We start from the raw sequence: 20,557 nt of genomic DNA, 5'->3' as shown, positions 1-20,557 counted from the left end.
ACGGTGGCGCAGGAATCCGGGGGTCCACGGACGACCCTAGGACGCGGCGACGAGGAACGGGAGCGGGCCCGATGAGCGCAGAGGTGCAGGTCTACCGGGACGGCGGGGTCGGGCGGATCGTGCTCGACCGGCCCAGGGCGCTCAACTCGCTGACCCACGGCATGATCACCGCCGTCCGGGAGGCGCTGGACGCCTGGGCCGCGGACGACGCGGTGGGTGCCGTCGTGCTGACCGGCGCCGGCGAGCGCGGCCTCTGCGCGGGGGCGGACATCCGCGCGATCCACGACGACGCCAAGGCCGGCGGGGCCGGTTCGCGGGCGTTCTTCGCGGACGAGTACGGCCTGAACGCCCTCGTCGCCCGCTACCCGAAGCCCTACGTCGCGGTGATGGACGGCATCACCATGGGCGGCGGCGTCGGCCTCTCCGCCCACGGCTCGGTGCGGATCGTGACCGAACGCTCCGTCGTCGCGATGCCGGAGACCCGGATCGGCCTGGTCCCCGACGTCGGCGGCAGCCGCCTGCTCGCGCACGCCCCGGGCGAGCTGGGCACCCACCTCGGGCTCACCTCCGGGTCGATGGGCCCCGGCGACGCGCTGCTCTGCGGCTTCGCCGACCACTTCGTGCCCTCGGCCGCCGTCCCGGCCCTGCTCGCCGCACTCGCCGCCGTCCCGGCCGGCCCGGACACCGCCGTGACCGCTGCCGCCGTCGCCGCCGCGGTCGCCGCGCACACCGCGCCGGCGCCGGCCGCCGCACTGGCCGCACAGCGCGAGTGGATCGACGCCTGCTACGCCGCCGACACCGTCGAGGAGATCACCGAGCGGCTGCTCGGCAGCGGCGTCCCCGAGGCGAAGCAGGCCGCCGAGGAGCTGGCCGACCGCTCGCCGACCATGCTGAAGGTCACCCTGGCCGCCCTGCGCCGCGCCGCCGGGCAGAGCACGCTCGCGCAGACCCTGGTGCAGGAGTACCGCGTCTCCTGCGCCGCGCTCGCCCACCACGACCTGGTGGAGGGCATCCGCGCGCAGGTGGTGGACAAGGACCGGAACCCGCGCTGGTCCCCCGCCGCCCTGGTGGAGGTCGACGACCGGGCGGTGGCCGCGTTCTTCGAGCCGCCGGCCGGCGGCGACCTGCGGCTCGGGTGAGCCGTCGTTCGGCCGGGTGACGACCGTCTCGCCTGGCGAGACTGGCGCTCGGGCGGTCCGTCCGCGATCGTATCCCCCGTCAGAGTGCCGCCGAGCTGCGAATGGGAGTCAAGGACGATGACCGAGACCTACGAGACGATCCTGGTCGAGCGCAAGGGCCGGGTCGGGCTGATCACCCTCAACCGGCCGGAGGCGCTCAACGCGCTGAACACCCGGCTGATGAACGAGGTCGTCGCGGCCGCCACCGCCTTCGACCGCGACCCGGAGATCGGCTGTCTGGTCATCACCGGCTCGGAGAAGGCCTTCGCCGCCGGCGCCGACATCAAGGAGATGCAGGGCAACCGGTTCCCCGACGTCTACCTCGACGACTGGCTGGGCCCGTGGGACCGCCTCGGCGAGCTGCGCAAGCCGGTCGTGGCGGCGGTCGCCGGGTTCGCCCTCGGCGGCGGCTGCGAGCTCGCGATGCTCTGCGACATCCTGCTGGCCGCGGACACCGCGAAGTTCGGCCAGCCGGAGATCAAGCTCGGCGTGATCCCGGGCATCGGCGGCTCGCAGCGGCTGACCCGCGCGATCGGCAAGGCCAAGGCGATGGAGCTCTGCCTGACCGGCCGGATGATGGGCGCCGAGGAGGCCGAGCGGGCCGGTCTGGTCTCGCGGATCGTCCCGGCCGACCAGCTGCTGGCCGAGGCGCTGGCCACCGCGGAGAAGGTCGCGGAGATGTCGACGCCCGCCAGCATCATGATGAAGGAGAGCGTGAACCGGGCCTTCGAGACCACGCTCGCCGAGGGCGTCCGCTTCGAGCGGCGCCTGTTCCACGCCGCGTTCGCCACGGCGGACCAGAAGGAGGGCATGGCCGCCTTCGCCGAGAAGCGCCCGGCGAACTTCTCGCACCGCTGACGGCCGGCTGACGGCGTTCGGCGGCGGGGCCGGCCCCGCCGCCGAACGCCGTCAGTCCTCGCTCACCAGGGCGGTGTTGAGGCGGGCCAGGCCGCCACGGCTGGCCGCCACCACGATCCGGTCGCCCGGGACGAGCTGCCGGGTGCGGTCGGCGTAGCTCCACTGGTAGGTGCGCGGGCTGGCGGCCAGCCGGACGGCGACCACCCGGACACCGCCCGGGTCCTCCAGGTCGTGCCGGTTCATCCCGACCAGGCCGCTGCCCTCCTCCACCCGCAGCTCGGCGATGAGCAGCACGTGCCGGAACACCGAGAGGGTGCCCAGCACCTCGCGCCCCATCAGGGCCGCCGCGAACGCGGGCGCGGCCAGGTAGGACGTCGAGCGGGAGGCGGCGTTGTCCAGCGTGGCGTAGACGTGGCGGGCGAAGTTGTCGTCGAAGAGCCGGACCACCACGCGGACGTCGGGCCGCACCGCCCGCGCCTCCAGCGCCGCCTCCAGGTTGGTGGCGTCGTCCCCGCTCACCGCGACCACCGCGCGGCTGTGCTTCAGCCGGGCCCGGCGCAGCTGCTCCGCGAGCGGGCCGTCGTCGACCACCACCGGCACGCCGAGCGCGCGGACCGCCGAGATGCCGCGCGCCTGCGGGTCGCGCTCCAGGCCGACCACCGGCACGCCCATGCCGTGCAGCTGGGCGACGACCCGGGTGCCGACGTTGCCGAGCCCGGCGACGATCACGTGGTCGCGGGTGCCGGCACCGGGGTTGCGGGGCTGTCCCCGCCGGCCGGAGCCGAGCACCTCAACCATGATCGCGGTTGCGACGGGCGCGAAGGTGATGCCGCAGAAGGTGATCACCACCTGGGCCACCCGCTGCCAGAGTCCCCCGGTGCCGGTGCCGGCGGCCGCGTCGGCGGGCTGGTCGGGCTGCGCCGCGCCCGCCAGGTCGAGCAGCGAGACGTAGAGCGACCAGCCGAAGTCCCGGTTGAGGTACCAGAGCAGGCCGAAGGACATCAGTACGGCGGCCAGCGCGGTGATCAGCACCAGCCGGAGCCGGGCGCTGGTGAGGTAGCGCAGGGTGTCGAGCAGCCGCCAGCGCAGCCGGCGGGTCCAGGCGATCCGCACCCGCGGCTCGCTCGGCAGCGCCTGCAGGGCCGCCACCCCGCCGGGCGCCGGCGGCGCGGGCGCCTCGGGATCGTCGGGCTCGTCGGGCTCGTCTGGCGTCTCGCGGTCCCCGGCCACCTCTTCCGCCCCACGCTCCGGCGCCGCGGGCCCTTCGGGCTCCCGCACGTCCGGCCCGGGCCTCGCGGCCCCCTCGACGGCCTCCGCCGGCCGACCGGCGTCGAGGGCGTCCGTGCTCCGCACCCGCCGGACCGGGCCGTCGTCCCCGAACTCGCTGGCCAGCCGGACGAAGGAGGCCGAGTCGCCCTCCTGCTCGGGCAGCAGCCGGATCCGGCCGAGGTGCTGCCGGTCGATCCGGTCGGCGACGATGCAGATCCGGCTGGAGTCGATGTCGTCGTCGTAGGCGATGTGCAGGAAGCGGTCGCCGACCTGGACGGAGTTGGGGCGGGAGAGCGCGGACGCGGCGAACGCCGGCGCGGCGGTGGCCGAGCCGGAGAGGGCGGCGCCGTTCTTCAGCAGCCGTTCGATGTTCTCGCCGAGCCGCTGGTTGAACATCCGCAGCACGATGCGGATGCCGGGGTTGTGCTCCTGGGCGCTGAGCGCGGTGTGGATGTTCTCCTGGTCGGAGCCGTCGACCAGGGCGATCCCGCGCGCGGTCTCCACCCGGACGGCGCGCAGCGCCTCCTCGGTGACGCTGCTGAACTCCACCACCGCCGCGACCCCGGCCAGCTGCTCGATCTGCGGGGCGTGCTCGCGCGTCCGGTCCGGGACCAGGACCACCACCGGGACCTCGTACTGCTCGACCAGCTCCAGGGCCAGGCGGTGTGCGAGCGCGTTCCCGCCGCAGATGATGTAGTGCTGGCTGATCGGCCCGACCGGAGGGGTCCCCCACCCTTCAGAAGTCATATCGCCGGATCATATCGACGGCGAGTGATCGGCAGATGGCGTTCCGGTGGCCTGGGGGAGAGCAGTTCGTTCCCCCGAACGGGTGCGTCCGGCGGGCGGGCCGGGTCCCGCGCGGCGATCGTGAGAGGCGCCCCCCGCCACTCCCGGCAGCGGCCCCCGGCCGGACCCCGAGGTCCCGGGCCGCCGTCCCCCACCCAGCCGTCAGGAGTTCGCCGCCGTGGTCTCCCCGATCATCACCCCCAACGGTTCCCCGGTCCAGGGCCCGCTCGGCATGCTCGCCAAGGCCGCCTGGCAGGTCCTGCTGGTCGCCGGGCTCGCCTCGCTCGCGCTCGGGATCGTCGTGCTCGTCTGGCCCAAGCAGACGCTGCTGGTGGTCGGCGTCCTGTTCGGCCTCTATCTGCTGATCATCGGGATCGTGCAGCTCGTCGCCGCCTTCGGCACCCACGCCACCACCGCCATGCGGGTGCTCGCCTTCATCAGCGGCGCGATCTGCGTGCTGCTCGGGCTCCTCTGCTTCCGCAGTGCGGCGCAGTCGGTGCTGCTGCTGGCGATCTGGATCGGGATCGGCTGGCTCTTCCGGGGCATCACCCAGCTGGCCGCCGCGATCTCGGACGAGACGATGCCCGCGCGCGGCTGGCAGATCTTCGCCGGTGTGGCCAACACGCTGGCCGGGGTGCTGCTGATGGTCTGGCCGGCCGGCTCGATCACCGCGCTGACCGTCCTCGCCGGGTGCTGGCTGCTGATCCTCGGCCTGATCGAGATCGTGACGGCCTTCCAGATCCGCGGCCGGGCCAAGGAGATCCCGTCCGGCGTCTGACCTCGGCACGGCGCGGGGCGCGGGCACCGTGAGCCCGGGCCGGTCACCGGGCCGGTCCTACGGTTCGGGCGCGTAGCCGAGGACGTACTCCGCCGCCTCCAGGGCCCCGGCGGTGAGGCGGACGTCCGTCAGCCGCTCGGCGAGGGCGAAGGCCGCCCGGGTGTGCAGGCCGCCGGCCGGGCGCTCGTCGTCGTCGGCCAGTCGGAAACCGCAGTGCGCCAGCAGTTCGGGGATGCCGGGCGCGTCGGCGTCCGAGCCGTCCCGCTGACTCGGGAAGAGCGGCTCGAAGTGCAGCCTGGTCCGGCCGTCCTCCCACCAGTGGAAGTGGTCGACGGCGTTGACGTTGCGGAAGTGCGAGACCAGCCGGGTGCCCGCGGCGAGGCCCGGAAGGAGCTTCCAGGTCGTGCCGAGGTAGCCGTTCACCTCGACCGCCAGCGCCCAGCCGTCGAGCCGGGTGACGGCGATGAGCACGCGGTCCTGCCCGTCGTCGCCGAGCGTCTCGTCCTCGCCGTCCTCGAACGCGTCCCAGGCCTCCACCACCGCCCGCAGGCCGGTGACCCGCCGGCCGGGGAGCGCGGCGAACCGGTCCAGCAGCTCCTCCTCGGAGAGCCCCTGGACGAGGGTGAGGCAGTACGCCTCGGCGAGGTCGGCGAAGCCTTCGCCGAACCAGGTGAAGTCGGTTGCGTGAGCGGCCATTCCGCCATGCTCTCAGAGCGGTCGGACGGCCGGCCCACCGGCCGGGCGGTGGGCCGGACCGTCGTCCGTCGTCAGCGCCAGACCGGCGTGTCCGTCCCCCAGCGGCCCGGCGGGCGCGCCCAGTCGGCGGGGCCTCCCTCGTAGCCGACCGGGGGCAGGGCGTGGCGCAGCCTGCCGTACGGGGAGTCCGTCTCGACGAGCCAGGCCGCCGGGTCGTACGGCCGGTCGTTCTGCGGCGGGAGCGGCTCGATGCCGTGCTGCAGCCAGGAGGCGGTACCGGCCAGGGAGTAGCGCAGGTGGCGGCCGCCGGGGCGGCCGGTGCGCTGGTCGGTGAGGGCGCGCAGCACGCCGGCGGCGATCAGGTACCCGGTGCCGTGGTCGAGGGCCTGGGCGGGCAGCACGCCCGGCCGGCCGTCGGCGCCGGCCTCGGTGACGGCGATGCCGACACCGGCCTGGACCAGGCTGTCGAAGCCGCGGCGCCCGGCCCAGGGACCGGTCCGGCCCCAGGCGTCGAGCTGGGCGACGACCAGGCCGGGACGGCGCTCCAGCAACGCCTCCGCGGCCAGGCCGTAGGCGTCCAGGGCCCCGGGGCGGTAGGCGGTGACGACGGCGTCGGCGCCGGCCAGCAGCTCCTCGAAGACCGCGCGGTCGGCCGCCTCGGCGAGGTCGAGCCGGGTGGACCGCTTGCCGAAGCCGGTGTCGGCGTGGGCGTCCTCCGCCTCGGGCAGGCGGGGCGAGTCGACCCGCAGCACGTCGGCGCCGAGCAGGGCGAGAGTGCGGGTGGCCACCGGGCCGGCGATCACCCGGGTGAGGTCGAGGATGCGCAGGCCGGCGGCGGGCAGCGGGGCTTCGGCGAGCGGGCGGACGGCGGCGTCACCGACCGTGTGCGTCTCGACCAGCGGGAGTGTGGTGGCACGCGGCGGCGCGACGGCGACGGCGAGCGCCCCTGCCGCGTAGGCGCGTTCCTGGATCCACTCGGCGGGGTGCTCGCGCATCGTCCGGGCGAGCCGGTCGGGCTCGGTCTCGGCGGGCAGTTCGAGGGCGGCGAGCAGCCGGGCGCGGTGGTGCGGGTAGTTGGCGTGGGTGCGGACCCAGCCGTCGGCGGTCTGCCAGAAGCCGGAGAGCGGCGCGAAGCTGACGGGTGTGCGGCCGTCGATCTGCAGGTGACGCTCGCTCACGAAGGCGGTGGCGACGGCGCCCTGGTCGATCCGGACGGCGGGCACCTCGCCCCCGTTGCGCAGGGCGGAGAGCTCGGCGGCCGCCAGCGAGCAGGCCGCGACGGTGGCCCGGGCCAGCTGCCGGACGGGCAGCCGGGCGGGCAGGACGGCGTCGGGGCCGTGGAAGGAGACCCGTTCCAGCAGCGCGGCGGGCCCGCCCAGGGCACCCCAGGCGTACGCGGTGGCGGGGTCGGCCGACGTGGGGCCGGTCGGACCGGGGTCGGCCGAAGTGGGATCGGCCGGGGCGGGATCGCCGGCGGGGATGATCGGACGCTCTGTCATGGCCGCATTCTGCGCGGGTTTCCCGGCCTTCGCCGTGACCTCCGCCACGGGCACCGGCCGCACGGGCCGTCGGGCGAACCCGCCGAACGAGGGCCGCGGCTCCCGGCCGACGCCCGGCCACACGGACGGCCGGCAGCCGCCGGTCGAGCCGCCGCTCCCCGCCCCGGGTCAGAAGGTGAACCGCAGGGCCCGCACCCGGTTGTCGAAGTTGGACGGGACCAGCTCCGGCTCGCCGACCGACCGGACTGCCGGCAGCCGGGTGAACAGCTCGCGGAAGAGCACCTTCATCTCCTGCCGGGCGAGGTGGGCGCCGAGGCAGTAGTGCGGTCCGCCCCCGCCGAAGCCGAGGTGGGGGTTGGGGCTGCGGGTGATGTCGAAGGCGTCCGGGTCGGTGAAGACGGCCTCGTCGCGGTTGGCGGAGGCGAAGAAGAGCACCGCTTTCTCCCCCGCCGGCAGCAGCGGGCCGTCCGGACCGCCGAGGCGGTGGTCGACGGCCAGGGTGCGCCGGAACTGGATGATCGGCGTGGCGTGACGGACGATCTCGTCCACCGCGCCGGCGAGGTGGCGGTCGGGGGCGGCGAGCAGCAGCTCCCGCTGCTCGGGGTGGGTGGTGAGCAGGTGCAGACCGTGCGCGAGGGCGTTGCGGGTGGTCTCGACCCCGGCGACCAGCAGCAGGGAGAAGAAGGCGCCGAGCTCCCGCCCGGTCAGCCGGCGGCCGTCGACGTCGGCGGTGACCAGGGCCGAGATCAGGTCGTCGGCGGGCCGGCGGCGGCGCTCGCGGCCGAGGTCGGCGACCATGCCCTGCATCCGGGCGAGCGCCCGCAGTCCGCGCCCGGGCACCCGGATCCGACTGCGCAGCGGGCGGGCGACGCCGGTGTGCTCGGAGGCGTGGTTGACCTCGTCGAGGATGGCGCGGCGGGGCTCCTCGGGGATGCCCATCATGTTGCAGATCACCTGGAAGGGGAGCTCGGCGGCGACCGCGGTGACGAAGTCCTCGGGCCGCTCCCGCTCCACCCGGTCGACCAGCTCCCCCGCCAGCCGGCGGATGTCCTCCTCGGCCCGGGCGAGCAGGCGCGGGGTGAACGCGCGGGAGACGATCCGGCGCAGTTGGGCGTGGCGGGGGTCGTCCAGGTTGACCATCGAGTCGCCGAACAGCAGCCGGACCCAGCGGGCCGGTTCGGGGGTGGTGACCCCGGGGCCGGAGAGGAAGACGGCGGGCGTCCGGCCGGCCTCGACCACGTCGGCGTGGCGGACCAGGGCGTGGAAGCCGCGGCGCGGGCCCTTCCCGGCCCGGCCGCCGGTCGGCCCCTCGCCGAAGAAGAGCGGGCCGGGGAGGCGGCGCAGCGCGGCGAAGGCGGCGGCGCGGTCGGCGGCAGGCAGCCGCCAGAAGGCGGGGTCGGCGAGGTCCGCGGGGACGCCGACGCCCGCCGGGTCGGTGGCTGTCCCCATGTCGCGCCTCCGGGCCGGTCGTTGCTCTCTGATGGTGCTTGCGTGTGCACATTAAGTGACCAGCCGGTGACCGTTGTCAAACCGCACCGACCATACGACGATCGGACTTTGAGGCGGCGTCATGAGCCGGCGGCCCAGCGGGCCGGGCGGGCGAGGCGGGCCGGACGGCGGCCGGGCATGCTCTCACGGGACGGAACCGGCCAATACCGGAGGGGGCGGTACGGACCGGCGGGGCCGGATGCGACGATGAGTGTCATCGTGATGACCGACCGGATCCGCTCGCTGCGCGCCGTGGTCTTCGCCGCGCTCTGCGTGGCGCTGGCCGCCACGGCGCACGTCGCGATGGCCGGCACCGGGGTCTCCGCACCCGTCCTGGCCGGAGCGTTCACGATCACCCTCGCGCTGACCTGGCTGCTGGCCGGCGAGCAGCGCGGGCTCGGACTGGTCAGCGCCTGGATGGTGGGCGCGCAGACCGCGCTGCACCTGGCGTTCGAGCAGGCCGGCGCGTTCGCCGGCGGCCGGCCGGACCGGCTCGGCACGACGGACTGGGCGAGTCTGCTGCTCTGCAATCCGGATCGGGCGCCCGCCGGGCTCTCGTCCGCCGACCTGGCCCGGATGGCCGGGATCGATCCGGACGTGCCGCCGGCTCCGGGGCTCCGGGCCCTGGCCGCCGGTGCGCATCACCCGGGCGCGCACGGGGGTTCCGCGGCGGGAGCCACCGGGCCGGCCGGCATGGGCGAGATGGCCGGTACGGGTGGCATGGGTGGCATGGGTGACACGGCCGGCCACGGTGCGGCGGGCCACGCCATCACGGGCCACACCATGGCCGGCCACGGCATGTCCTTGGGGATGGTCGCGGCCCACCTGCTGGCCGCGCTGGCCTGCGCGCTGCTGCTCTGGCGCGGCGAGGCGGCCGTGGCCCGGCTGTTCGACCTGCTCGGCGTGCTGGGCGGGGTGCTGGCGGGTGCGCTGCTGGCTCCGCTGCTGGCGTTGTTCGCCCGCCCGCTCGGATTCCGGCCGCCGGCCGCGCCCCGCTCCGCCGTCCACCGGGTTCGCCCGCCCCGGTTGGTGCTGCTGACGCACGCTCTGGTCCGGCGCGGCCCGCCGGCCCTCGCCCCCGCCTGCTGACGCGCCCTCCGTCCGACGCCTGACGCCCGACACCGTTCCGGCGTCCGCCGCGCGGTGGGCAGGTCGCCCCGTGCCGTGGCGCCGCCGATCGGCCGCGCCGCCGGGGCCCGCGTCCGTGTCCGCCGCCGCCCCACCGCGGTGCCGCGGCGCCCGGGCGCCCACCGACGCCGAGCCCGTGCCGCCCGCAGCGGCACCGCTCCCACGCCTTCCCCCTCAGGACCTTCCATGCCTGACTACGACGGCGCACCGGCTCCGACCGGCGCCACCGTCCTACCCGCCCTGCCGACCGTCCCCCTGCCCGGGACGGCCCGCCCCGCCGGCCGCACCGTCGACGGCCCCGCTTCCCGGCACACCACCGGCCTCGCCCAGACGGGTGAAGAGGGCTGCCGACCAGTCCGCCGGCGGCCCGTCGGCCCCGGCCGCCGGCACCGCGCCGCGCAGCCGCTCCGCCCGCTCCAGCCACTCGCGGCAGGTCGCGCACCGGGCGACGTGCTTGTCCAGCCGCCGGTCCGGTACGCCGGTCGGCTCGCCGTCGAGGCGGGCGGAGAGGGCGGTGCGGAAGTCGGCGCATCTCATATGCCCATCGTCCCGCACGCCTCCGCACCCCGGACGGACCGGGTGGGAGACCACCGGGGTCCCGGGGCCGGGGACCGCCGTGGGCGCGGGGACGGGGACCACCGAGGTCGCGGGGTCGGAGGCCGCCGTGGATGACGAGCAGCTGACCGCGCTGGCCCTCGCCGCCCGCGCGGGCCGGTCGGCGGACGTCGAGGCCTTCGTCCGGGCCACCCAGCGGGACGTGTGGCGGTTCGTCGCCCACCTCACCGACGTGCAGTCCGCCGACGACCTCGCCCAGGAGACCTTCCTGCGCGCCCTGCGCAGCCTGCCCGGGTTCGCCGGACGCTCGTCCGCCCGGACGTGGCTGCTGTCGATCGCCCGGCGGACCGTCGTCGACCGCTACCGCACCGCCGCCGCCCGTCCTCGCTGCGCCGCCCTGCCGGACTGGCAGGAGGCCGCCGAGCGGCAGGGCACCCCGCCGGCCTCGGGGTTCGAGGACGGCATCGCCCTCGGCGACCTGCTCGACCGGGTGCCCGCGCAGCGCCGCGAGGCCTTCGTGCTCACCCAGGTGGTCGGGCTGAGCTACGCGGAGGCCGCCGAGGTGGCCGGCTGCCCGGTGGGCACCGTCCGCTCCCGGGTCGCCCGGGCCCGCGAGGAGCTGATAGCGCGGCTCCGGGCCGCCGAGGGAGGTGACTTCCCGCCGCGCGGGCCGGCCGTCCGGCTCGCCGCCGCCTGCTGACGGGGCCGGCTGAGGGGCCGGCCGGGAAATTCCCCCAAGTGTTCGGAACCAGCGCGCCCGCGCCTCCGACTGCTGTACCGGACCCCGCCGCCGAGGCGGTGTCCGGTACAGCACGGGGAATCGGAGGAGCGCCATGTCAGCGCAGCAGCCGCCGGCCGCCGGTGGGCCGAGCGCGGGTGGGCCGGGCGCCGGTCCGGGCCGGACGGAGGACCGGTGGAGCCTGGTCGTGGCCGCCGGGCTGCTCTCGTTCGTCGCCATGCTCGACATGAACGTCGTCAACCTGGCCCTCACCGACATCGCCGACGGCCTGCACGTCTCCGCCACCACCGCGCAGTGGGCGGTGCTCGGCTACCAACTGCCGCTGGTCGCCCTGCTGCTGCCCGCCGGACGCTGGCTCGACCGGGTCGGGACCAGGTCGGCGCTGCTCCTGGCCGTCGGCTGCTTCGCGCTGTGCAGCGTGCTCGCCGCGGCGGCCCCGTGGGCCGGCTGGCTGATCGCCGCCCGGCTGGCGCAGGGCGCCTTCGGCGCGGTGCTGTTCGTCCTGATGCCGGTGCTGGCCGCCACCGCCGTCCGGCCCGAGCTGCGCGGACGGGCGATGAGCGTGCCCGCGACACTCGGCCCGCTCGGCGCCGTCACCGGGCCGGTGGTGGGCGGGCTGCTGCTCGACCACGTCGGCTGGCGGGCGGTCTTCCTGGTGAAGCTGCCGGTCTGCCTGGTCGCCCTGGCGATCACGTACCGGGCGGCGCCGCGCGACGGGGGCCTGCGGGCGCCCGCCCGGGGCCCGGCCCCGGGCGGGTCCACCCGGGGCTCGCTGGGCGACGCCGCCCTGATCGGCTCCGCGGTGGCCGCCGTGCTGCTCGGGCTCACCCTCGCGCCCGGGGCGCCGGCCTGGCTGCTGCTCGCGCTGCCCGCCGCTCCCCTGGTCGTCGTCTGGCTGCGCCGCCCCGGCGGACGGCCGGTCTCGACGGTGCTGCGCGCGTCCGGCACCGCCGCCGTCAACGGCTCGGTGCTGGCCCTGGCCGCCGGGTTCGCCGCCAACCACTACCTGCTGGCGCAGCACCTGCGCCGCGACGGCGGGATCAGCGCCACCACCACCGCCCTGACCATGCTGGCCTTCCCGCTGGGCATGGTGCTGGCCGGCCGCTTCGGCGGGCGGCTGGCCGACCGCTGGGGCGCCCGGCCCACCGCGCTGACCGGCGCCTGCGTCACGGCCCTCGGGCTGCTGCTGCTCGTGCCGATCGGCGCGGACTGGACGCCCGCCGACATCTCCTGGCGGCTCGCCCTCGCCGGGGCGGGGATGGGCCTCAACGGCGGGCCCGTCCAGGCCCTGGTGATGACCGCCGCCCCGCCCGGGCAGCTGGCCACGGCGGGCTCGGTGGTCCAGCTGTCCCGCAGCCTCGGTTTCGCCCTCGGCCCGGCCCTCGCCACCGCCGCCGGCGCCTTCGGCGAGGACCACGCCACGGGTGTCCGGGCCGGCATCGGCCTCGCCACGCTGGCCGCCGTCACGGCCGTGGGCCTGCTCGTCCTGCACCACCGCACCCACCGGACCGCCCGCGTCGAGCAGAGCGGCCGGACCGGTCAGGCCGCTCCGGCCGCCCGGACCTGTCCCGCCGAGGACGCCGCACCCGTGGGCGCCGACCGGACCGCCGAGCCGCACAACTGACGGACCGCCGACCCCGGACACCACGACCACCGCCGACCGCCGACCGCCACGGACCACCCGACCGGAGGAACCCTTCGCATGACCGACACCGTCCACGAACCGACCGCGGCCGGCCCGGCGGACGACACGCCGCGCTGCCCGTTCGGCCACGGCGAACTCCCCGACCCCGTCCCGCTGTACGGGCCGGAGTACAAGCGGGACCCCTACCCGCTCTACCGGCGGATGCGCGAGGCCGGCCCGGTCCACCGGGTGCGGTTCCCGAGCGGCATCGCCGCCTGGCTGGTGACCGGCTACAAGGCCGCCCACGAGGCCCTCAACGACCCCCGGCTCGGCAAGAACCACGCGCTGGGGAACGCGAACTGGCGCAAGCTGGCGTCGATCATGCCGGAGCCGCAGCACTCCCGGCTCCAGGTCCACCTGCTCCACCAGGACCCGCCGGAGCACACCCGGATGCGCCGGCTCGTCCTGGACGCCTTCACCCCGCGCCGGGCCGAGGCGCTGCGCCCGCGGATCCGGGAACTGGCCGACGCGCTGGTCGACGCGCTGCCCGAGACCGGTGGCGCCGACCTGGTGGCCGGGTTCGCGGCGCACTTCCCGTTCCGGGTGCTGGCCGAGGCCATCGGGCTGCCGCCGGAGCTGGCCGTCCGCTTCGACCGCGACTGGGGCAAGGTGGTCCAGCCCGTCGGCCCGCAGGACCCCGGCCGCCCCGCCTACGAGGCCCGGCTGCGCGCTCTGGAGGACTACATCGCCGACGTGGTGGCGCACAAGCGCGCCCACCCCGACCCCGCCGGCCCCGGCACCGACCTGCTCGGCCGGCTCGTCGCCGCCCACGACGCCGGCGGGTTGAGCGCCGAGGAGCTCGACTCCATGGTGTTCCAGCTGCTGGTGGCCGGGCAGGAGCCCGTCACCAACCAGATCACCACCATGCTGATCACCCTGCTGCGCCACCCCGACCGGCTCGCCCGGCTGCGGGACGGGATCGCCGACGACCCGGGCCTGCTCGGCCGGGCGGTGGAGGAACTGCTGCGTCACGACGCCGCGTTCGAGCTCACCACCTGGCGCTTCTTCGCCGAGGACAGCGACCTGTACGGGACGACGGTGCCGGCCGGCGACTCGGTGATCGTCTCGCTCTGCGCCGCCAACCGCGACGACGAGCAGTTCCCGGACGCCGACGTGCTCGACTTCGACCGCACCCCCAACGCGCACCTGGCCTTCGGCCACGGCATCCACTACTGCCCCGGCGCCGCGCTGGCCCGTACCGAACTGCAGGTCGCCCTCGGCACTCTGCTCACCCGGCTGCCCGGGCTCCGGCCGTCCACGGCGGCGGGCGCGGACCTCGACTCACTGGCCTGGGTGCCCGCCGTACTGGCCCGGGGGGTGAACAGCCTGCCGGTCGCCTACGACCGACGGGTCTGACCCGCGGGCCCCCGCGGCTCACCCCTCGCGCCACGCGCACGGCTCACCGCGCACCGCCCGACTCCCTGCACCGCCCCGACTCCCCTGCAGCGCCCCGGCGAACCAGCGCCGGGGCGCGGCTCCCGCCTGCCCCGAAGCCCGCCCACCGTCCCGTGGAGGACCCGCCATGCCGCCCGCCGGCACCCTCACCACCTCTTCCCCGTCCGCCTCGCCGTCCGCCGGGGCGCCCGTCGCGCCGGCGCCGGCCGTCCACGCCGTCGCCGACCCACGGGAGGTCGCCCGGATCGCCGCCGGGATCATCGACCTGCTGCTGCCGCACCGCCGGGCCTCCGATCCGGAGCTGCCGGTCACCGCCGGCGACTTCCCGCTCCAGCTGGCGCAGTTGGCCGACTTCATCGCCGCCGGAGACCCGGTCCGGTTCACCCTGCCCGGCTTCCCCTGCAAGTCGCCCAACCCGGCCAAGGTCCTCGGCCACCTCCCCGACGAGGGCGAACGCCTCTCCCTCTCCTTCCTCAACGGGCTCTGCGAGGAGATCGGCACGTTCTACCCGCCCGGCGCGCAGATACTGATCTGCTCCGACGGCCACATCTTCGGCGACCTCATCCACGTCCCCGACGACCACATCGACCAGTACGCCGACGAGCTGACCGCGATGATCGAGCGCGCAGGCCTGACCCACCTGGCCACCTTCGACCTGCGGGCCGTCCTCGGCGACCTGCCCCACGACGAGAAGCGCGCCCGGGTGCACGCCCGGTACGCGCCCTCCGCCGAGGAGTTGCGCGCGCAGGTGCTGGTCGACGAGGAGACGCTGCGGCTCTACCGCGGCATCACCCGCTTCCTCACCGAGGACACCGTCGGCTTCACCGGCACGCGGTCCGCCCTGCAGCGCGAGTGCCGCCGGCGCGCCTACGCCGTGATCCAGCGCAGCCGCGCCTGGGGCGACCTCATCGCCGAACACCACCCGCGGTCCGTCCGGCTCTCCATCCACCCGCAGAAGGCGGGTGTGCTGAAGTTCGGCATCCGGCTGCTGGAGGCCGCCGACGCGTGGACGACGCCGTGGCACTCCTCGGTGCTCCACCGCCCGGACGGACGCTGGGAGTTGCTGCGCAGCGAGGACGCCGCGAAGGTCGGCCGCCTGGTCGAGCGGGACGGCCGGCCCAGCCACTACGAGACCTGCTGAGGCTCCGGCTCCACGCCCGCCCCCGCCGCCGCGGGGGCGGGCGTGCGGTGGTCGAAGGCGATCAACGGGTCGCCGGTGAGCGGGTGTTCGACCACCGCCGCCCGCACGCCGAACACCTCCGCCAGCAGGTCGGGGGTCAGCACGTCGCGCGGCTCCCCCGAGGCCACCAGGACCCCGCGGTGCAGGACGTGCAGCCGGTCGCAGACCGAGGCCGCCGCGTTGAGGTCGTGCAGCGCGATCAGCGTGGTGCGGCGCTGCTCGCGCAACAGGGCGAGCAGCTCGACCTGGTGCCGCACGTCCAGGTGGTTGGTCGGTTCGTCCAGCACCAGGACGTCCGGCTGCTGGGCCAGCGCCCGTGCCAGCAGCACGCGTTGGCGCTCACCCCCGGAGAGCTGGGCGAACCGGCGGGCCGAAGCCTCGGCCATCCCGACCCCGGCCAGCGCCTCGGCGACCACCCGGCGGTCCTCGGCGTCGTCCGCCGCGAACGCCCGCTTGTACGGTGTGCGGCCCATCGCGACCACCTCGTGGACGGTCAACTCGAAGTCCCCGCCGCGTTCCTGGGGCAGCGCGGCGATGTGCCGGGCGGACTGGGCGGGGGTGAGGGCGGCCAGCTCCCGGCCGGCCAGCAGAACACGCCCGGCGCTCGGCTTCAAGTGCCGGTAGACGGTGCGCAGCAGGCTGGACTTGCCGCTGCCGTTCGGTCCGACCAGCCCGGCGATCTCGCCCTCCTTGGCGACCAGGTGGACACCGGCGACCACCTCCCGCCCGGCCAGTGTGACGGTCAGGTCCTCGACCGCGATCCTCAATTCCGCTCCAGTCGTCGGTCCAGCAGGTAGAGCAGGGTGGGCGCGCCGAGCACGGCGGTGACCACGCCGATCGGCAGCTCCTGGGTGTCCAGCGCGGTGCGGGCGGCGGTGTCGACCACCACCAGCAGCACCGCCCCGGTGAGGGCCGAGAGCGGCAGCAGCCGGCGGTGGTCGCCGCCCACCAGCAGCCGGCAGACGTGCGGCACCATCAGCCCGACGAAGCCGATCGCACCGGAGACGGCGACCAGCACGCCGGTCAGCACACTGGTGACGGCGAAGATCTCACGGCGCAGCCGGGTGACGTCGACCCCGAGGCCGGCCGCCGTCTCGTCGCCCATCAGGAGCGCGTTCAACCCCCGGGCGCGGGCCAGGAGCAGGGCCAGCCCGAGGGCCACGGCGACGGCGGGTACGGCGAGTTGGCTCCAGACGGCACCGCCGAGGCTGCCCATCAGCCAGAACAGCACGCCCCTGGTCCGCTGTTCGTCACCGCTCTGCAGGACGAGGTAGCTGGTGAAGCCGGCGAGGAACTGCCCGATGCCGATGCCGGCCAGCACCAGGCGCAGCGGCGAGAAGCCGCCGCCGCGCCGGGCCAGCACCCAGACCAGGCTGAACGCCCCGAGCGCGCCGAGGAAGGCGGCCAGCGAGACGGTCAGCCCGAGCGCACTGCCGAAGGCCGCCTCCAGCCCGAGCCCGCCGCCGAGGACGATCACGGCGACGGCGCCGAGCGAGGCGCCGGAGGAGATCCCGAGCAGGTAGGGGTCGGCGAGCGGGTTGCGGACCAGGGCCTGGACAGCGGTGCCGACGAGGCCGAGCCCGGCCCCGACCATCGCGGCGAGCAGGGCCCGCGGCACGCGCAGCTGCCAGACGATGAGGTCGCGGGTGCCGGGCTCGGGGGCGCGGCCGGTGAGCCGGTGGGCGACCACCGACCAGACCTCGCCGGGCGGGATGTCCACCGAGCCGAGGGAGACGGCCGCGGTGAGCGCGGCGACCAGGGCGACCCCCAGCAGGGCGGCGAGCGGGCCGGCGCGCAGGGTGCGCGTCCGGCGCCGCTCACCGTCCGCGGTGGCGGCGGCCGAGGTCGCGGATGCCACGGGTGCCACCGTCCTACTGGCCGTTCTTGACGAGCGTCGGGTGGACGGTGGCGGCGATCCGCCGGACGGTGTCGGCGTTGCGCACCCCGGCGATGGTGGTGACCTCGGAGCCGATCCGCAGGAACCTGCCCTCCTTGACCGCCTGCAGGCCCTGGGTGGCGGGGAAGTCGCGCAGGAAGGCCTCGGCCGCGTCGAAGGCCTTGCGGTTCTCCTCCTCACTGCCCCGGTTGCGGACGGCGAGCTGGATCCAGTCGGGGTTCTTGCCCACCACGTCCTCCCAGGAGACCGGCTTGAAGTCGGCGTCGCAGTCGGCGAAGACGTTGCGCGCCCCGGCCAGCGTGATCACCGCGTTGGCGACCTGCCGGCCGCAGACGGCGACCGGCTGCTTGGTGCCGGCGTCGAAGTCGAAGAGGAAGTAGCCCGGCCGCTGGTCGGCGGGGACGGCGGCGGTCGCGGTGCGCACCTCGCCGACGGTCCGCTCCATGGCGGCCACCAGCTCCTCGGCCCGGGCGGCGGTGCCGGTCACCGCGCCGAGCCGGCGGATGTCGTTCTCCACCTCGGCGAGGTCGGTACGCGGCGCCTTGGCCGCCTTCGGGGTTCCGGCGCAGGCGGTGGAGAGGAGGAAGACGTGCTGGATGCCGGCCGCCGTGAACTCCTGCTCGGTCGGCCCGGCGCCCGCCGCGCCCATCATCGGCATCGAGCCGAAGGTGTCCACGTAGAGGTCGGCGCCGGAGCCGAGCAGCTTCTCCTTGGCGATCACGGTGGTGCCGAGGACCGGCACCTTGGCGCCCTGCTCGGCCAGCGGCGCGGGCAGGCTGCCCTTGCCCGGGGGGAAGCCGGTGCCGATGACGCGGTCGCCGGCGCCGAGCTGGAGCAGCATCTCCAGGCTCGCGGCATTGCTGGTGACGATCTTCTTCGGCGCCTGCCCGACCGTGGTCTCCTTGCCCGCGCAGTCCGCCACCTTCACCGGGAACGCGCCGGTGGCGGTGGGCTGTCCGCCACCGCCGCCCGCGTTTGCGCCGTCCGCACTGCCGCCACCACCGCTCCCGCAGGCGGTGGCGAACAGGGCGACGGCGGCCGCGATGCCGCAGAGGACGCGAGGGCGCATGACAACTCTCCTGGTCAATGGTCGTGCCGGGGCTCGGCCTGAGAACCCGGACCAGGTAGTCGGCCGCCGCGCCCGCCCGGTTCCCACGACTTTCGCCGGGGGCGGCCGGGTGGCGCTTAGGGTGTGCTGATGGAGCAGCGGGCGGGCGGGCAAGTACCGGTGGGCGGGGACTCCCGGGAGGCCGCGGGCGGGCGGGCCGGCCTCCCGGTGGACGACCTGGGCTCGGCGGTGCCGCTCGGCGGCGGGCCGGTGCGGCGGGTGGTGTCGCTGGTCCCCTCGCTGACCGAGGCCGTCGCCGCCACGGCACCCCACCTGGTCGTGGGCGCCACCGACTGGTGCACCCACCCCGCCGGCCTGACGGCCACCCGGATCGGCGGCACCAAGAACCCCGACGTCCGGCGGATCACCGCACTCGCCCCGGACCTGGTCCTCGCCAACGAGGAGGAGAACCGCCGCCCGGACCTCGACGCGCTGCGGGCCGCCGGGCTGGCGGTCTGGGTCACCGACATCCGCACGCTGGACCAGGCCTTCACCTCGCTGCACCGGCTGCTCACCGTCGGCTGCGGCCTGCCCCGCCCGGCCTGGCTGGACGCCGCCGAGGCCGCCTGGGCCGACCCGGGCCCGCTCGCGCTGCGCCCGCGCCGGCGCGCCGTCGTACCGATCTGGCGGCGCCCGTGGATGGTCCTGGGCCGAGACGCGTTCGCCGGGGACGTGCTCCGCCGCCTCGGCGTCGACCTCCTCCACGCCGACCACCCCGACCGCTACCCGGCCGTCCCCCTGCCGGAACTCATGGCCTGCGAGCCCGACTTGGTCGTCCTCCCGGACGAGCCCTACCGGTTCACGGCAGAGGACGGCCCCGAGGCGTTCCCCGGCATCCCGACCGCGCTGGTCGACGGCCGACACCTGACCTGGTACGGGCCGTCGCTGGCGGAGGCCCCGACCGTGCTGGCCGCGCAGCTGCACGCGGGCGCCTCGCGGGCCTGAGCTCCGCACCCGAAGCTGCGGCCCGGCCTGGTTCGGGCTCGAACCCGGTCCCGAATCCGGCCCGGCCCCGGCCCGACCCCGGCCCGGTTCCGGCCCGACCCCCGGCGGCCGATGCCAAAGTCCGATCATCGTAGGATGTCGCCTTCTCGCCGGGCCGTCCGGCGAGGCATCAGGGGGGGCGGGATCCATGCCTGGGCACGAGCGCATGCCGGAGCAAGAGCAGGGCCACCTGCGGGGGAGGAACCACGTGCGGGAAGCGGAGCGCGGGCGTGGACGGACCGGCGCACGACGGGCGCTGGTCCTGGTCTCGGCGGCCGCCGTGTCCACGGCCCTGCTGACCGGCTGCGGCACCAAGAAGGCCGACGACACCGCCGGGAGCACGGGCACGCCCGCCCCGGTGGCGACCACCACCGGCGCCGAGGCCACGCCGTCGCCCTCCGCGACGCCCTCCGCCGATGCCTCGCCGAGCGCGACCGCGACCGCGAGCCCCACCGCCGGCCGGAGTGCCTCACCGAGCGCGTCGGCGGGCAAGTCGGGCAAGCCCAGCCCGACCGCGACGCCCAGCAGCGCCAAGCCGAGCACCGGCACCAAGCCCGCCGACCCGGCCCCGAAGGCCGCGCCCGCGCCGCCGCCCGGCCCGGCCGCGGTGGTGCCGGCGCCCGCACCGACGCCCAAGCCCGGTCCGGTCGCGCCCACGCCGCCGCCGGCTCCGCCCACGCCGCACGTCCCGCCGCTGCAGAGCGGCTGCACCCCCACCAAGCCCCAGCCCGACGAGCCGAAGGAGGCGGTCGGCGCCGCCCTCACCGCGGCCGCCGGCCAGCCCCGCACGCTGAACCTCAGCAACGGCGGCACCGACAAGCTCCCGCCGCTCCCGGTCAGCCTGGTCAAGGCGATCGCCTGGCAGGAGAGCGGCTGGCAGTCCGGCATCCTCGCCTGCGACGGCGGCATCGGGACGATGCAGATCATGCCCGCCACGGTGAGCTGGATGAACAGCAAGTTCGGGACGACCTCCGACCCGAAGACGCTCAACGGGAACGTCCAGCTCGGCACCCAGCTGCTGGACTGGCTGGTCGCCTACTACGGCGACTCCTCGTTCGGCGGCAAGTACGACCTCTCCCCCGACCCGGCCACCGGCAAGACGCCGCTGCTCGACCTCGTCATCTCCGCGTACAACGCGGGGGCGGGCAACGTGCACTACAACACCGTCACCGACCCGGCCACCGGCGCGACCACCGGCAGCCTGGTCATCCCCAACCCCGGCTACGTCGCCAACGTCAAGGCGCTGATGTCCAGCGCGCCCTGGACCAAGGCGGGCTGACCGGGAGCCCTGGACGCCCGGGACGGGAAGATGCCCCGGAGCGCAGAACGGGCGAG

18 protein-coding genes are annotated in these 20,557 nt (G+C 75.9%); 10 read left to right on the top strand and 8 right to left on the bottom strand.

Annotated features, from left to right (window positions below):
• Positions 1 to 71 precede the first annotated feature (71 nt).
• Both RMN57_RS29260 and RMN57_RS29255 read left to right on the top strand, forming a co-directional pair.
• Positions 72 to 1,139 carry an enoyl-CoA hydratase/isomerase family protein gene (locus RMN57_RS29260; protein WP_313766277.1) on the top strand — a complete coding sequence of 356 codons (1,068 nt, stop codon included), beginning with the start codon at positions 72 to 74 and terminating at the stop codon, positions 1,137 to 1,139.
• Between the two features lie 117 nt (positions 1,140 to 1,256).
• Entirely contained in the window at positions 1,257 to 2,036 is a 780-nt protein-coding gene (locus RMN57_RS29255; protein WP_238862363.1) for an enoyl-CoA hydratase, read from the top strand.
• A gap of 51 nt (positions 2,037 to 2,087) precedes the next feature.
• On the opposite strand, the gene RMN57_RS29250 is transcribed toward RMN57_RS29255, so the two are convergent.
• Positions 2,088 to 4,052, bottom strand: coding sequence for an NAD-binding protein (locus RMN57_RS29250; RefSeq protein WP_313766276.1), 1,965 nt, complete (start codon positions 4,050 to 4,052; stop codon positions 2,088 to 2,090).
• Positions 4,053 to 4,269: 217 nt separating this feature from the next.
• Between RMN57_RS29250 and RMN57_RS29245 the strand changes: the two genes are divergently transcribed.
• Entirely contained in the window at positions 4,270 to 4,869 is a 600-nt protein-coding gene (locus RMN57_RS29245) for an HdeD family acid-resistance protein (protein WP_313766275.1), read from the top strand.
• Positions 4,870 to 4,926: 57 nt separating this feature from the next.
• Here RMN57_RS29245 and RMN57_RS29240 read toward each other — a convergent pair whose 3' ends face one another.
• The 3 genes from RMN57_RS29240 to RMN57_RS29230 all read right to left on the bottom strand — a co-directional run bounded on the left by RMN57_RS29240 (position 4,927) and on the right by RMN57_RS29230 (position 8,513).
• Positions 4,927 to 5,565 carry a DUF6461 domain-containing protein gene (locus RMN57_RS29240; protein ID WP_313766274.1) on the bottom strand — a complete coding sequence of 213 codons (639 nt, stop codon included), beginning with the start codon at positions 5,563 to 5,565 and terminating at the stop codon, positions 4,927 to 4,929.
• 71 nt (positions 5,566 to 5,636) lie between these two features.
• A complete protein-coding gene (locus tag RMN57_RS29235) occupies positions 5,637 to 7,064 on the bottom strand; it encodes a CoA transferase (RefSeq protein WP_313766273.1) in 1,428 nt (475 codons plus the stop codon).
• A gap of 168 nt (positions 7,065 to 7,232) precedes the next feature.
• Positions 7,233 to 8,513: a cytochrome P450 gene (locus RMN57_RS29230; RefSeq protein WP_313766272.1), complete on the bottom strand. Its 1,281-nt coding sequence runs from the start codon at positions 8,511 to 8,513 to the stop codon at positions 7,233 to 7,235.
• Positions 8,514 to 8,759: 246 nt separating this feature from the next.
• Here RMN57_RS29230 and RMN57_RS29225 point away from each other — a divergent pair, with 246 nt between their 5' ends.
• Positions 8,760 to 9,641, top strand: coding sequence for a PE-PGRS family protein (locus RMN57_RS29225; RefSeq protein WP_313766271.1), 882 nt, complete (start codon positions 8,760 to 8,762; stop codon positions 9,639 to 9,641).
• Between the two features lie 270 nt (positions 9,642 to 9,911).
• On the opposite strand, the gene RMN57_RS29220 is transcribed toward RMN57_RS29225, so the two are convergent.
• Positions 9,912 to 10,217, bottom strand: a complete 306-nt coding sequence (locus RMN57_RS29220; protein ID WP_313766270.1) for a zf-HC2 domain-containing protein — start codon at positions 10,215 to 10,217, stop codon at positions 9,912 to 9,914.
• A gap of 127 nt (positions 10,218 to 10,344) precedes the next feature.
• Between RMN57_RS29220 and RMN57_RS29215 the strand changes: the two genes are divergently transcribed.
• From RMN57_RS29215 to RMN57_RS29200, 4 genes are all read left to right on the top strand, one after another.
• The gene (locus tag RMN57_RS29215; RefSeq protein ID WP_313766269.1) at positions 10,345 to 10,935 is read left to right on the top strand and encodes a sigma-70 family RNA polymerase sigma factor; all 591 of its coding nucleotides are present in this window, start codon (positions 10,345 to 10,347) and stop codon (positions 10,933 to 10,935) included.
• 133 nt (positions 10,936 to 11,068) lie between these two features.
• Complete coding sequence (locus tag RMN57_RS29210) at positions 11,069 to 12,598, top strand: MFS transporter (RefSeq protein WP_313766268.1); 1,530 nt, start codon at positions 11,069 to 11,071, stop codon at positions 12,596 to 12,598.
• A gap of 78 nt (positions 12,599 to 12,676) precedes the next feature.
• Entirely contained in the window at positions 12,677 to 14,014 is a 1,338-nt protein-coding gene (locus RMN57_RS29205; RefSeq protein WP_313766267.1) for a cytochrome P450, read from the top strand.
• A 166-nt stretch (positions 14,015 to 14,180) separates the two neighbouring features.
• Entirely contained in the window at positions 14,181 to 15,194 is a 1,014-nt protein-coding gene (locus RMN57_RS29200; protein WP_313766266.1) for an isocyanide synthase family protein, read from the top strand.
• Here RMN57_RS29200 and RMN57_RS29195 read toward each other — a convergent pair.
• From RMN57_RS29195 to RMN57_RS29185, 3 genes are read right to left on the bottom strand one after another with little or no spacing between them, the layout of a single operon-like run.
• Entirely contained in the window at positions 15,179 to 16,000 is an 822-nt protein-coding gene (locus RMN57_RS29195; protein ID WP_313766265.1) for an ABC transporter ATP-binding protein, read from the bottom strand. The genes RMN57_RS29200 and RMN57_RS29195 overlap by 16 nt on opposite strands.
• Positions 15,997 to 17,091 (bottom strand): iron ABC transporter permease, encoded by a 1,095-nt coding sequence (locus RMN57_RS29190; protein ID WP_313766264.1) that lies wholly within the window; start codon positions 17,089 to 17,091, stop codon positions 15,997 to 15,999. The genes RMN57_RS29195 and RMN57_RS29190 overlap by 4 nt, the downstream gene beginning before the upstream one ends.
• A gap of 13 nt (positions 17,092 to 17,104) precedes the next feature.
• Entirely contained in the window at positions 17,105 to 18,199 is a 1,095-nt protein-coding gene (locus RMN57_RS29185; RefSeq protein WP_313766263.1) for an ABC transporter substrate-binding protein, read from the bottom strand.
• Positions 18,200 to 18,328: 129 nt separating this feature from the next.
• Here RMN57_RS29185 and RMN57_RS29180 point away from each other — a divergent pair, with 129 nt between their 5' ends.
• Complete coding sequence (locus tag RMN57_RS29180; protein ID WP_313766262.1) at positions 18,329 to 19,183, top strand: helical backbone metal receptor; 855 nt, start codon at positions 18,329 to 18,331, stop codon at positions 19,181 to 19,183.
• Between the two features lie 247 nt (positions 19,184 to 19,430).
• Positions 19,431 to 20,501 carry a transglycosylase SLT domain-containing protein gene (locus RMN57_RS29175; RefSeq protein ID WP_313766261.1) on the top strand — a complete coding sequence of 357 codons (1,071 nt, stop codon included), beginning with the start codon at positions 19,431 to 19,433 and terminating at the stop codon, positions 20,499 to 20,501.
• The last annotated feature ends 56 nt before the right edge of the window (positions 20,502 to 20,557 follow it).

Source organism: Kitasatospora sp. CM 4170, assembly GCF_032110285.1.
GTDB classification, from domain to species: Bacteria; Actinomycetota; Actinomycetes; order Streptomycetales; family Streptomycetaceae; genus Kitasatospora; species Kitasatospora aburaviensis.
The sequence above is the reverse complement of the archived record's forward strand: the minus strand, read 5'-3'. Positions and strand labels throughout refer to the sequence as shown.